The organism is Stenotrophomonas africana (genome assembly GCF_013004645.1).
GTDB classification, from domain to species: domain Bacteria; phylum Pseudomonadota; class Gammaproteobacteria; order Xanthomonadales; family Xanthomonadaceae; genus Stenotrophomonas; species Stenotrophomonas africana.
On the sequence record NZ_JABEME010000005.1, the window covers coordinates 262,742 to 275,696 of the forward strand.

Sequence of the window (12,955 nt, forward strand, 5' to 3'; positions counted from 1 at the left end):
GTGAAACAATGGACATTGCAATGATCGGCCTCGGCCGCATGGGTGCCAACATGGCCCAGCGCCTGCATCGCGGCGGCCACCGCGTCGTTGGCTACGACCCGGGCGAAGGCGCCCGCCAGCGCGCCGCCGAGGCCGGCCTGGACGTGGTGGATTCGCTGGCAGCTGCCGTGGCTGCGCTGCCGGTACCGCGCGTGGTGTGGCTGATGGTGCCGGCCGGCGAGACCGTCGACCAGACGCTGGGCCAGCTGACCCCGCACCTGGCCGAGGGTGACATCGTCATCGACGGCGGCAACTCCAACTACCAGGACTCGATCCGCCGTGCCAAGGCGCTGGCCGAGGACGACCTGGGCTATGTTGACTGCGGCACCAGCGGTGGCGTGTGGGGGCTGCAGGAAGGCTACAGCCTGATGGTCGGCGGCGAAGCGGCGGTGGTGGAGCAGATCGCACCGCTGCTGCGCACGCTGGCACCGGCCGAAGACCGTGGCTGGGGTCGTGTCGGCCCGTCCGGTGCTGGCCACTTCACCAAGATGGTCCACAACGGCATCGAGTACGGAATGATGCAGGCCTATGCCGAAGGCTTCGCGCTGATGGAGCGCAAGCAGGAGATGGAGCTGGACCTGGCCCAGGTGGCCGAAGTCTGGCGCCACGGCAGCGTGGTGCGTTCCTGGCTGCTGGACCTGAGCACCGAAGCGCTCAAGCGCAATCCGTCGCTGGATGGCATCGCCCCGTACGTGGAGGATTCCGGCGAAGGTCGCTGGACCGTGGCCGAAGCGATCGCACTCGACGTGCCGGCACCGGTGATCACCTTGTCGCTGCTGGAACGCCTGCGCTCGCGCGAATCCAATTCGTTCACCGACCGCCTGCTGTCGGCGATGCGCAACGAATTCGGCGGCCACGCCATCAAGAAGTCGTAAGCACCGCGGTGGGGTCAGAGCCCTTCGGCGTTGCCGAAGGGATCCGACCCCAGGCAGATCGGGGTCGGATCCTTTTCTGAAGGAAAAGGCTCTGACCCCATGCAGCCAGTCGAGCATGGCTCGACGCCACAAAAGCCTTCTCCGATCGTTGCCACGTCATCCACGCATGGCGTGGATCTACTGGTCAGTCCAACGCGACCCGTCGGCCTTCACGCGCGCTGTCCATGCCGGCCTGCAGCAACCGCATCAGCTGCAGCGCCTGTACCGCGCTCACCGTTGGCTCGCCATCGCCATGCATCGCCGCCGCGAACTGCGCATACAACCGCCGGTAGTCGCCCGGCCGGTTGTCCACAGTGCTGCGCTGCACATTGTCCTCGGCGTCGCAGCGCACCAGCTCACCATGCCGCGGGTCGATCCCCCAGCCCGGCGCACCGGGTGCCACACCGCGGCGCAGCTGTGCCTCCTGCACGTCCAGACCGTGCTTGATCCAGCTGGCCTTGCTGCCATGCACGCTGAAGTGCGGCGTCTGCGCTGCAACCAGCGAACCGGAATGGATGATCGCGCGATGCCGTGGGTAGTGCAGCACGGCGTGGAAGTAGTCGATGCCGGTACCACCTTCGCGCTGCACGGCCAGATCGGCATCGACCGCCTCGGGCCAGCCGAACAGCACCAGCATCTGGTCCAGCAGGTGCGGGCCAAGGTCGTACCACAGGCCGCTTCCCGGGCCATCCTGTTCGCGCCAGCGCTCGCGCACCTGCGGGCGGTAACGGTCGAAGTGGGCGTGGCATTCGGCCACGTCGCCGAGCGTGCCTTCGGCCAGCAGCGCCTGCAGGGTGAGGAAATCCGCATCGAAGCGCCGGTTCTGGAACACGGTGGCGATGCGTCCGGCATCGCGTGCGGCAGCCAGCACCGTTTCGGCTTCCGCGACATCGAGCGCGAATGGCTTGTCGACCAGCACGTGCTTGCCGGCGGCCAACGCTGCGATCGCAAGCGGGGCGTGCTGTTGGTTCGGTGTGGCGATCACCACCGCATCCACTGCTGGATCGTCGAACACCTCTTGCGGCGTAGCGCGCACGTGTACGTCGCTGAACGCGCGCAGCAGGGTGTCGCGTTGCGAACTGACAATGCTGTGCAGCACCAGGCCCGGCGTGTGCTGGATCAGCGGTGCATGGAAGACGCGGCCGGCAAGGCCATAGCCGATCAGGGCCAGTTGCAGGTCGGGGCGCATGGCAGAGTTCCGGCAGTGGGAAGGGCAGGGTAAACGACGGGCCGTGGCAGGCCAAAACTGAACCGTTGCCGTTGGAAACGTTTCGATTCACGGCGGCATGACCGCAACGCCACGCCTGCTCCACGTGCGCTTGTCCAGACTGGCAGCACACACCAAAGGAGTACGACACGATGAGCAATACCACCCGTACGCTGATTGCTTCCGCCCTGACTCTGGGCCTGGCGCTGTCTTCCTCCGCCGCATTCGCCAAGGATCCGGCCGCAAAGAGCCCGCCGACCAGCACCCATCCGGCGACCCATGCTGATCGCCACGACTCCAACGAGCCGGTAACCGATACCTGGATCACCACCAAGGTGAAGGCCGATCTGCTGGCCAGCAGCAACGTTCCGGGCACTGAAATCAAGGTGGAAACCGTGAATGGCGTGGTCAGCCTCAGTGGCGCCGTGGCGAGCCAGGCCGAGAAGGACAAGGCGGTGACCACCGCCAAGGGCATCAAGGGCGTGACCCGCGTCGATGCCGCAGCATTGAAGGTCAGCGCTGCCGCCAAGCGCTGATCCCTGCGGGCGCCCCGGCATGGGGCGCCCGCTGTTGCCCGGGTCCGAGCGTGGGCTCGACGCTACAGCACCCGATTTCGAACCCGTTCAGCCAGCCGCGCTGGAAATTCCAGAGTTGTGACCGCCTGCGCTATATTGCCGGTTCCGCCGCAGTGGGGGGCCGGTAACGGCAGACGCTTTGCGGCTGTGCTGACGAGGAACTATGGCGCTGGTTTTCAGTGACGACATCTGGGACCGCTGGCGGTTGCCGGCTTTGGCGCTGGCCGCTGCCGCGATCATCGTTGTGCCGTGGTTGACCCTGCGCCACCTGCAGCAGGACAGCGAAGACGCGATGGCCTGGGTCAACCATACCCAGGCCGTCGGCGTGGCCCTGCAGCAGCTGCAGGCCGATGTGCGCGATGTCGAATCGGCTGCGCTGACCCTGTCCAAGGGGGTGGACGCGCCGGGCCTGCGCGAGCGCATGGCCAAGGCCAATGAGCTCCCCGGTCGTCTGGCCGAACTGGGACGGATGACCCGCGACAATCCTGAGCAGTTGATCCGCATCGGCCGCATCGAGTCGATGCTGGAAGGCCGTATGGCGCTTGCCCGCGAACTGGCAAAGTCCGAGCCCAACAGTGATCAGCGCGAGCTGGTGCAGGACCTGAGCACGCGTTATCCGATCCGTGGCCTGGTGGAGGAGCTGCAGGCCAGCGAACAGAAACTGCTGACACAGCGCGCCGAGCAGGCCGCTCGCCAGCGCAGGCAGACCGAGCTGGTGTCGTGGAGTTCGCTGGTGGTGCAGTTGGCCCTGCTTGGCCTCGTGCTGTGGCTGCTGCAACGACAGATCGGCCGCCGCCTGCATGCCGAACGGCAGTCGCTGCGTTCGGCCGCACGTGCAGCCTCGGTGCTGCAGACCGTGCGCGAACCCATTGTGCTGCTTGACCGCGACCTGCGCGTGCAGCTGCACAATCCGGCTTTCGCCGAGCTGTATGGACTGCAGGATGAGCGCGCCGATGGCCTGTTGCTGGACACCGTCGGCGACGGCGCCTGGAAAGACCCGGTGATGCGCCAGCGATTGTCCGATGTGCTGCTGCGTGGCCGCGAACTCTGGGACTTCGAGCATGAGCAGCGTGCCGCCGATGGCATGGTGCGCTACATGCTGCTCAACGCGCGGCGCATGCCGCTGCCGGACACCGACGACGAAGTGGTGCTGCTCACCGTCAGCGACGTCACCGTGCAGCGTGCCGTGCAGCTGCGGGTGGAGGAGCTGAACCGCCAGCTGGAAGGCAAGGTTGCGCAGGTGTCCGAGGTCAACAGGGAGCTGGAAGCCTTCAGCTATTCGGTCTCGCACGATCTGCGCGCGCCGCTGCGCCACGTTGCTGGATTCTCCGACAAACTGTCACGCCATCTGGGCGACGCCGCCGATGACAAGAGCCGCCATTACCTGGAGGTGATCTCCAGTTCGGCGCGGCGCATGGCGACACTGATTGATGACCTGCTGGTCTATTCGCGGCTGGGCCGCGCGGCAATGCGCCAGCAGACGGTGGACATGCAGTCGCTGGTGGCCGATACACGCGCCATGCTCGATTCCAACCTGCAGGCCGAGGCCGAAAGCAGCGGCCATGCGCACCATGTGGAGTGGAGCATCGCGCCGCTGCCGATCGTGGTGGGCGATGAGAACATGATCCGCCAGGTCTGGCTGAACCTGCTGGGCAACGCGGTGAAGTACTCGGGCAACCGCGAACCGGCAAAGATCCGCGTGGACTACCAGCCGCAGCCTGACGGCGGTCATCAGTTCACGGTCAGCGACAATGGTGCAGGCTTTGACATGGCCTACGCCGGCAAGCTGTTTGGTGTCTTCCAGCGCCTGCACAAGGCCAGTGACTACCCCGGCACCGGCATCGGCCTGGCCAGCGTGCGCCGCGTGCTGACCCGCCATGGCGGCCGTATCTGGGCCGAGGCCGAACCGGACGTCGGCGCCACCTTCCACTTCTACCTGCCTCCCGCGATCGACGCGGACAAACAAGGTCCCTCTGCATGACGACTCTGCGCACCATTCTTCTTGCCGAAGACAGCCCGGCTGATGCCGAAATGGCGATCGACGCCCTGGAAGAGGCGCGTCTGGCCAACCCCATCGTGCACGTCGAGGATGGCGTGGAAGTGATGGACTACCTGTTGCGCCGCGGTGCCTTCGCCAACCGCGAAGAAGGCCTGCCGGCGGTGCTGCTGCTGGACATCAAGATGCCGCGCATGGATGGCCTGGAAGTGCTGCGGCAGATCCGCGAGCATGAAGAGCTCAAGCGCCTGCCGGTGGTGATCCTGTCGTCTTCGCGCGAGGAAAGCGACCTGGCCCGCAGCTGGGACATGGGCGTGAACGCCTATGTGGTCAAGCCCGTGGATGTGGACCAGTTCTTCGGCGCGGTGCAGACCCTGGGCAAGTTCTGGGCGTTGATCAACCAGGCACCGGAACTCGAGTGAGCCCATGCCCTTGACCGGTCCCGCCCTGGGGGCGCTGCGCATCCTGCTGGTGGAGGACTCACCGGAAGATGCCGAGCTGATGTCCGAACAGATGCTCGATGCGGGGCTGGACGCCCGCTTCGAGCGGGTCGAGAGCGAGGCTGAACTACGCCAAGCACTGGCCGCGTTCCAGCCGGACATCGTGCTGTCCGACCTGAGCATGCCGGGGTTCTCCGGTGACGACGCGCTGCGCATCGTACGCGAGACCTCACCGGAAGTGCCCTTCATCTTCGTCTCCGGCACCATGGGTGAGGAGAACGCGGTGGCGGCCCTGCAGAAGGGCGCCAACGATTACATCATCAAGCACCTGCCGGCGCGCCTGCCGTCGGCGGTGGCGCGTGCGATCCGCGATGCACGCAGTGCGATCGAGCGGGCGCGCGTGGAAACCGAACTGATGCGCGCGCAGCGGCTCGAAAGCCTGTCGCTGCTTGCCGCTGGGCTCAGCCATGATCTGCGCAACATCCTGCAGCCGCTGCTGATCATGCCGGACCTGCTGAAGGCGCGTACCGAGGATCCGCAGCTGCACCACCTGGCCGACGTCATCGCCGAGTGCGGCCGACGTGGGCACGAGATGGCCGAATCGATGCTGTCGTTCGTGCGTGGTTCGCGCAAGCCGAGCGAGCGCATCGAGATCGATGGCCTGTTCGATGCGGTGGCGCTGCTGTTGCGCAGCAACGTGCCCGATGCGGTGCGGTTGGAACTGCAGGTGCAGGACGAGGGCCTGGTGGTCGACGCCAACTACACCGAACTGCAGCAGGTGATGTTGAATCTGGCGCTCAATGCGATCCAGGCGATGCCGAACGGGGGCCGCTTGAGCCTCACTGCCAGCCATGCCGGCCAGCGCGATGGCGTGGACTGGATGCACATCCGGGTGGCCGACGAAGGGATCGGCATGGATGCGGACACACTGTCGCATCTGTTCAATCCGTTCTTCACCACCAAGGCCGATGGCACCGGCCTGGGCCTGATCTCCTGCAAGCGCATTGTTGAAGGCGCCGGCGGCAGCATCCACGTCAGCAGCCAGCCGGGGCAGGGCACCTGCTTCGAACTGCGGCTCCCGATGCACGACGCCATTGATGGCAGCGAGCCGATCGAGCAGCTGGTAGCGCTGGGCAGCGGCCAGTCGATCCTGGTGGTCGATGGTGAGGCCACCCGCCTTTCGCTGCTGGGCAATGCGCTGTCCAGCCAGGGTTACCAGCTGCAGCTGGCGTCCGACGGCCCGGCCGCGCTGCGCTGGATGCAGCAGGAGGCGTTGCCGGCCCTGGTCATTGCCGACGCCGGCTCCAAGCTGCTGCCGGCCAGCCAGTTGCTGGGCGAGATGGCAGCACTGGGCTATCGCGGCCCGGCGCTGGTGCTGGAAGACGCAGCGGTGGAGGTGGCGGCCGATGCATTCCCCGCTGGCGTGCAGGTGCACGTGCTGCGCAAGCCGCTGCAGATGCAGCAGGTGTTCCGCGCGGTGGCCGAAGCGCTGGGCTGATGCCGCTGGGGTTCTGTAGAGCCGAGCCCATGCTCGGCTGCTGTTCGCATTGACCTCGACAGCCGAGCATGGGCTCGGTTCTACAGCACGGTTTCCCAGGGGAATCGCGGCAGGGCGTCCACCGCCTGTTCCAGCCGCCGCGACCAGTTCTGGTGGATGTCGGCATACAACGCCGAATCCGCGCCCAGGCGCAGCTGCTGGCCGATGCGCAGCTCGCCGTCGCGCAGCAGAGCGAGGTCGATCGGCAGGCCCACCGACAGATTGGAACGGATGGTGGAGTCCAGCGAGACGATTGCCGTGCGCGCGGCATCCTCCAGGCGCGTGGCCGGGCTGAGGATGCGGTCGAGGATCGGCTTGCCGTACTTGGACTCACCGATCTGCAGGTAGGGCGTTTCCGGCGAAGCGGCGATGGCGTTGCCGAGCGGGTAGATCATGTACAGCCCAGGCCGCTCGCCGGCGATCTGGCCGCCGAAGATCAGCGTGGCCTGGGTGTTGACCCCGTCATGGCCGTGTTCGCTGTGGCCGCTGTGCACTTGGCTGTCCACCAGCAGCTGGCCGACGTACTCGGCAGCTTCGAACAGATGGGTCATGTCGCGCAGGTTGGGCGTGCGCCGTTCACCAGCGTCGCGCCCCAGGCGCGACACCAGCAGCTGGGTGGTGGCCAGGTTGCCAGCCGCCATCAGCACGTAGGCTGCCTGGCCGGGGTACTCGAACACGTGCAGCTTGCGATGCACGCGCACATCGTCCAGCGAGGCATTGGTCCGGGTGTCGGCAGCGAAGACCAGGCCCTCGTCCACCTCGATTCCAACGCAATAGGTCATGTCGGTGCCCTATCATGTGCGTCCCGGATTGTAGGCAGGCCGCCGTGACGACGGCATGTCCACGCCCCCCAAGTGCCGTCACCTGAACCGCATGACCACCGTGCTCCTGAGCCTGGGCAGCAACGTCCAGCCCCGCCGCTACCTCCACGCCGCGGTGACGGCCCTGCGCGAGCGCTTCGGCGCACTGCAGGTGTCGCCCGCCTACCGTACTGCCGCGGTCGGCTTCGATGGCCCGGCCTTCCTCAACAATGCGGTGGCGATCGAGACCGACCTGCCCCTGCAGGAACTGGACGACTGGCTGCATGCGCTGGAAGACGCGCATGGCCGCGACCGCAGCGGGCCGCGCTTCTCCGACCGGACCCTGGACATCGACGTGGTGTTCTATGGCGACCTGGTGGTGGAAGGGCCCGGCCACCTGCGCATTCCGCGCCCGGAGCTGAAGCATGCCTTCGTGCTGAAGCCGCTGGCCGACATCGCGCCGGACTTCATCGATCCGGTCAGTGGCCAGGACCTGGCTACGCTGTGGCGTGCGCACGCGCAGTTTGGCGAAGCGTTCGAGGTGGTGGACCTGGAATGAGGGAGGTGGCCGGCCAGCGGCCGGCACTACCTCAACTTACTGTGCGCCCACCATCCACGCGCAGGGTGTGGCCGGTGACGAAGCTGGCTTCGGCCACCAGCCAGTAGACTGCCTCGGCGATCTCCTCGACCGTGCCGATCCGTGCCAGCGGCGTGCGTGCCAGCAGCGCTTCGCGGGCGAAATCATCCTTGCCCTGTTCCGGCCACAGGATCGCACCCGGCGCGACTGCATTGACCCGCACCTTCGGCGCCAGCTCCAGCGCCAGCGAGCGGGTGGCCATCTCCAGCGCGGCCTTGGCCATGGTGTAGGCGATGTGGTCGCGCATCGGGTCGGTGCCGTGCAGATCGGTCAGGTTGACGATGCAGCCCTGCTGGCGGCGCAGGTAGGGCGCCGCCGCCTGTGACAGCAGCAGCGGCGCGCGCGCGTTGACCGCATACAACTCGTCCATTGCTTCGGCGGTGACCTGGCCGAGCGGGGTGGGGAAGAAGTTGGAGGCGTTGTTGACCAGCGCATCCAGCCGCCCGAAGTGGGTGACGGCCTGTTCCACCAGGTCGGGCAAGGCGTCGGCGTCACGCAGGTCGGCCTGCAGGGCCAGCACGCTGCCGGGGCGCACGTTGTCGAAATCGAACGCGGCCTGCTGCAGCTCGGCGCTGGAGGTGTTGGCATGCAGCACCACCGACCAGCCACAGGCGTGGAACTGGCGGGCGATGGCCGCACCGATCCGGCGCGCGCTGCCGGTGATCAGGACCACGGGGTGGGTATCGCTCATCGAGGGTCCTCCAAGGCTCGGCTATCCTGTGCACCATTGTCACCGCATTCGAAGACGCCATGCAGCCCACCTTCCCCCTGCCCGAAGCCGATGCCCTGGCCCACAGCGACCAGCTGGCGGCCGCCCTGCGCGCCGAAATCATTGCCCAGGGCGGGGCGATGTCGTTCTCGCGCTTCATGGAACTGTGCCTGTACACCCCCGGCTGGGGCTATTACAGCGCCGGCGCCAGCAAGTTCGGTGGCAGCGGTGACTTCACCACCGCGCCCGAGCTCGGCAGCCTGTTTGCCGGCAGCGTAGCCAATGCGCTGGCACCGGTGTTCGCCCAGCTGGGTGCGCAGGCGCGCATGCTGGAACTGGGCGGCGGTACCGGCGCCTTTGCCGAGGCGGTGCTGCTGCGCCTGGCCGAGCTGGATGCGCTGCCGTCGCGCTACGCCATCCTCGAACCCAGTGCCGATCTGCGCGAGCGCCAGCAGCAGCGCCTGCAGCAGAACCTGCCGGCCGAGCTGGCCGCGCGCGTGGACTGGGTCGACCGCCCGTTCGAGGAGGACTGGGAAGGCGTGGTGTTCGCCAACGAGGTGATCGACGCGCTGCCGACCCCGCGCTTCCTGATCCGGGATGGCGAGGTCTACGAGGAAACCGTCGAGCTTGATGGCGAAGGCAATTTCATCCGTGGCGCGCAGCCGGCCGACATCCTGCTCAACGGGGCGGTGCGCCATATCGAACGCTACCTGGAAAAGCCTTTCGCCGAGGGCTACCGGTCCGAGGTGCTGCCGCAGCTGCCGTACTGGCTGCAGGCGGTGGCGGGCGGCCTGCAGCGCGGCGCGATGCTGTTCGTCGACTACGGTTACAGCCGCAGCGAGTTCTACCAGCACGACCGTGACGATGGCACCGTGCGTGCGTTCTACCGCCATCACGTGCACAACGACGTGCACCGCTGGCCGGGCCTGCAGGACATCACCGCGTCGGTGGATTTCACCGCGATGGCCGAGGCCGGCATGCACGGCGGTTTCGAGCTGGCCGGCTACTGCAGCCAGGCCAGCTTCCTGCTCGGTAACGGCCTGGACCAGGTGCTGCTGCTGGCCGAGGAGCGTACCGACGAGGTCGGCCGCATCCAGCTGCGCGACCAGGTGAAGAAGCTGACCCTGCCGACGGAGATGGGCGAGCGCTTCCAGGCCATCGGCCTGCAGCGTGGTGTCGACTTCGAACCCGCCTTCGAGCTGGGTGACCTGAGCTGGCGCCTGTGAGCGAGGTGTTGCCGGTGATCAAGCCGCTGCGGCGGCCGCGGTTGTGGGCCACGTTGTGGGCGACGGCGGTACTGCTGGTGATCGTGGTCTGCCTGATTCCACCGCCGCCGATTCCGTTGCCGGAAAATAGCGACAAGGGCGAGCACTTCCTCGCCTACTTCATCCTGGCTGGCAGCGCGGTGCAGCTGTTCCGTCGCGGGCGTCCGCTGCTGTGGGTGGGCGTGGGACTGGTGTTGATGGGCATCGGCATCGAGTTCGCCCAGGGCGCGTTGACCAGCAACCGTACTGCCGACCCGATGGATGCCATCGCCAACACGATCGGTGTGCTGGCCGGCATGGCCACCGCACTGACCCCGCTGCGCGATCTGCTGCTGCGCTGGCGCGGGTAAAGTTCCTGTAGAGCCGAGCCCATGCTCGGCTGCCTTTGGGAGGAAGCCGAGCATGGGCTCGGCTCTACAGTAGATCCACGCCATGCGTGGATCGATTGTGCCAGGACAGGCCTGGGGTCACTTCCCCAGCGTGACCTCATCCAGCACCCACATCGCCGGGCGCGTATCGCCGGTGAAGTTGATGCACAGGTCAGCGGTGCCCTGTGTACCCTTCGGCAGCGCTGCACGCAGCGTCACGAAGCCATCGGCATCGGGCTTGGCCGGCAGCGCTGCTTCGGCGAGCACCTTGCCGCTGCAGTCGCCGCGACGCACCTGCATCTCGCCGTGCGCGCGCCTGGCCTTCTCGAAGCGACGCTTGGGTTCGTCGTGGGCCAGCTGGAAGTAGTACGGAATGCGACCGGCACGCACTTCCACGCTGCCAACACCGTCCAGCTGCGCCTGCGGCCAACGCCAGCATGGCTGGAAGATGTCCACGTTGAACACCGCACGTGTTCCCTCGCGCGGGCCATCGTCTTCCAGGCGCAGCACCAGCCCCTTCTTGCCCACGCAGCTGAGCAGTTCATCGCTGCGGCGGCTGAGCAGCGATTGTGCGCTGAACGCCGCCACCGTCGGCTTCGCCGCCAGCATCTGGCCCTGGTAGAACGCGCCCGCCTGTACCATAGCAGGCAGCGTCGCGGTCAGCGGCTGCTGGTACAACGGCGACTGCGCGCTCACCGGCTGGCCGTCGGTGCTGTAGCGCACCTCATAACCCAGCGGATTGGCCAGCGACACGGTCACGGTGTTCTTCGCGCGATCATCGGTGTAGTCCACGCCTACTTCGAACGGGGTCTGCGCGTAGGCCAGACCCCAGGCGCGGTAGCGTTGCAGCTGCGCGGGCAGGCGCGCGAGGAAATCGCGGAAGTCGCGATGTTCCGGCGTGCTCCAGCCGGTCTCGGCCACGGCGGCCAGGCGTGGGAACAGGTTGTGCTGCAGGCGTGCGTAGCTGCGCGTGTGCTCGGTGAACATGTTGGCCTGCAGGCCGAGGATGTGCCCGCGCTTGTCGGCGGCCAGCTCGGCCGGCACCGGCTCGAAGTTGTACAGCTTGCCGAGGTTGACCTGGGTCGGGCGGCCCGGCGGCTCGTTCGGCGAGGCCGTCTGCAGGTAATCCAGATAGAGGTAACCGACCGGCGACATGATCACGTCATGGCCGGCGCTGGCGGCGGCCAGGCCGCCTTCGGTGCCCTGCCACGACATCACCGTGGCCTGCGGCGGCAGGCCGCCTTCAAGGATTTCATCCCAGCCGATCAGGCGCCGGTCGTGCTCCTCCAGGAAGGTCTCCAGTCGCTTGATGATGTGGCTCTGCATGGCCATCTCATCCTTGATGCCCAGCGCACGCATGCGCTGCTGCACCTGCCTGGAGGCTTTCCACTGGTCTTTCACTGCCTCGTCGCCACCGACGTGCACGTACTTCGCCGGGAACAGCGCGATCACTTCTTCCAGCACGTTCTCGAGGAAGGTGACAGTGCTGTCTTCCACGTTGAACAGGTTCGGGAACACGCCCCATTCGCTGATCGGCTTCAGCGGGGTGTTGATCGAGCCCAGTTCCGGGTAAGCGGCGATCGCAGCGGTGGCATGGCCGGGTACGTCGATTTCCGGAATGACCTGGATATGCAGCTTGGCCGCATAGGCGATGACTTCGCGGATCTGATCCTGCGTATAGAAGCCACAGTACGGATGTTCCTTGCCGCTGACCGGATCGGTGCCACCGTCACCGGCTGGCAGGCGGCAGCTGCCGACCTCGGTCAGCTTCGGGTAGCGCTTGATCTCCATGCGCCAGCCCTGGTCGTCGGTCAGATGCCAATGGAAGGTATTGAGCTTGTGTGCGGCCATCGCGTCGAGCACGCGCTTGATCTCGTCCAGGCTCTGGAAGTGACGTGCGGAATCGAGCATGAAACCGCGCCAGCTGAAGCGCGGCGCATCCTGGATCTGCACCGCCGGCAGCACGCCGTTGCTGCCGGCGGTGGCCAGCTGGGCGAGGGTGGTTGCGCCATAGAACAGGCCGGTCTCGTTGCCGGCCTGCACCAGCACGCCCTGCGCGGTGCTTTCCAGCGTGTAGCCCTCACCACTGTCGCGGAAGGTCGGCACGATCTGGAAACGGATGCCGCCACTGTGGGCGGCGATCTTGCCCTTGGCCAGTGCAAGGTGCGGTCCGCCGCTGCGGGCCAACAGATCGGCGAACTGGGTGGCGACCCGCTGTGCGGCCTCGCCTTCGGCGTGCAGCACGGTATCGGCGCGCACGGTGATGCCGCTGCCCTGGCCGGGCTGCACGGTAGCCGGGGCGGGAATCAGCATCAGGCTGCCGGCGCGCAGTTGCGGACCGGGTGCTTCAGCGGCCGGCGTGGGATCGGCAGCGAGTGCCGGCAGGGCCGGCAACAGGGCGAGCAGGCTGCCCAGCAGCACTGCGCTGCGCATCCGGGCGCGGGAAGGCTTGACCATCGGGACGACTC

General features: G+C 66.9%; 12 protein-coding genes. 8 read left to right on the plus strand and 4 right to left on the minus strand.

The window, feature by feature from the left end:
* Positions 1-8: 8 nt before the first annotated feature.
* Positions 9-914, plus strand: coding sequence for a phosphogluconate dehydrogenase (NAD(+)-dependent, decarboxylating) (gene gnd / locus HLA98_RS11595; protein WP_057499320.1), 906 nt, complete (start codon positions 9-11; stop codon positions 912-914).
* A 184-nt stretch (positions 915-1,098) separates the two neighbouring features.
* Here the strand turns inward: gnd and HLA98_RS11600 are convergent, their stop codons facing one another.
* Positions 1,099-2,142: an oxidoreductase gene (locus HLA98_RS11600; RefSeq protein ID WP_049447826.1), complete on the minus strand. Its 1,044-nt coding sequence runs from the start codon at positions 2,140-2,142 to the stop codon at positions 1,099-1,101.
* Between the two features lie 170 nt (positions 2,143-2,312).
* On the opposite strand from HLA98_RS11600, the gene HLA98_RS11605 reads away from it, so the two are divergent.
* The 4 genes from HLA98_RS11605 (at position 2,313) to HLA98_RS11620 (ending at position 6,669) form a co-directional block, all read left to right on the plus strand.
* Positions 2,313-2,696, plus strand: a complete 384-nt coding sequence (locus HLA98_RS11605; RefSeq protein ID WP_049447825.1) for a BON domain-containing protein — start codon at positions 2,313-2,315, stop codon at positions 2,694-2,696.
* Between the two features lie 202 nt (positions 2,697-2,898).
* A complete protein-coding gene (locus tag HLA98_RS11610) occupies positions 2,899-4,716 on the plus strand; it encodes a sensor histidine kinase (RefSeq protein WP_057499319.1) in 1,818 nt (605 codons plus the stop codon).
* Positions 4,713-5,153: a response regulator gene (locus tag HLA98_RS11615; RefSeq protein ID WP_005411057.1), complete on the plus strand. Its 441-nt coding sequence runs from the start codon at positions 4,713-4,715 to the stop codon at positions 5,151-5,153. The genes HLA98_RS11610 and HLA98_RS11615 overlap by 4 nt, the downstream gene beginning before the upstream one ends.
* Positions 5,154-5,157: 4 nt before the next feature.
* Entirely contained in the window at positions 5,158-6,669 is a 1,512-nt protein-coding gene (locus tag HLA98_RS11620) for an ATP-binding response regulator (RefSeq protein WP_057499318.1), read from the plus strand.
* An 80-nt stretch (positions 6,670-6,749) separates the two neighbouring features.
* Here HLA98_RS11620 and HLA98_RS11625 read toward each other — a convergent pair whose 3' ends face one another.
* On the minus strand, positions 6,750-7,490 hold the full coding sequence (locus HLA98_RS11625; protein WP_057499317.1) for a proteasome-type protease: 741 nt from the start codon (positions 7,488-7,490) through the stop codon (positions 6,750-6,752).
* Positions 7,491-7,581: 91 nt separating this feature from the next.
* On the opposite strand from HLA98_RS11625, the gene folK reads away from it, so the two are divergent.
* Entirely contained in the window at positions 7,582-8,067 is a 486-nt protein-coding gene (gene folK, locus HLA98_RS11630; RefSeq protein ID WP_057499316.1) for a 2-amino-4-hydroxy-6-hydroxymethyldihydropteridine diphosphokinase, read from the plus strand.
* 31 nt (positions 8,068-8,098) lie between these two features.
* On the opposite strand, the gene HLA98_RS11635 is transcribed toward folK, so the two are convergent.
* Positions 8,099-8,836, minus strand: a complete 738-nt coding sequence (locus HLA98_RS11635) for a pteridine reductase (protein WP_008265570.1) — start codon at positions 8,834-8,836, stop codon at positions 8,099-8,101.
* A gap of 59 nt (positions 8,837-8,895) precedes the next feature.
* Between HLA98_RS11635 and HLA98_RS11640 the strand changes: the two genes are divergently transcribed.
* On the plus strand, positions 8,896-10,080 hold the full coding sequence (locus HLA98_RS11640; RefSeq protein ID WP_057499315.1) for a class I SAM-dependent methyltransferase: 1,185 nt from the start codon (positions 8,896-8,898) through the stop codon (positions 10,078-10,080).
* Positions 10,077-10,469: a VanZ family protein gene (locus HLA98_RS11645; protein WP_049447818.1), complete on the plus strand. Its 393-nt coding sequence runs from the start codon at positions 10,077-10,079 to the stop codon at positions 10,467-10,469. The genes HLA98_RS11640 and HLA98_RS11645 overlap by 4 nt, the downstream gene beginning before the upstream one ends.
* 117 nt (positions 10,470-10,586) lie before the next feature.
* On the opposite strand, the gene HLA98_RS11650 is transcribed toward HLA98_RS11645, so the two are convergent.
* Entirely contained in the window at positions 10,587-12,944 is a 2,358-nt protein-coding gene (locus HLA98_RS11650) for a beta-N-acetylglucosaminidase NagX (RefSeq protein WP_057499314.1), read from the minus strand.
* Positions 12,945-12,955 lie beyond the last annotated feature (11 nt).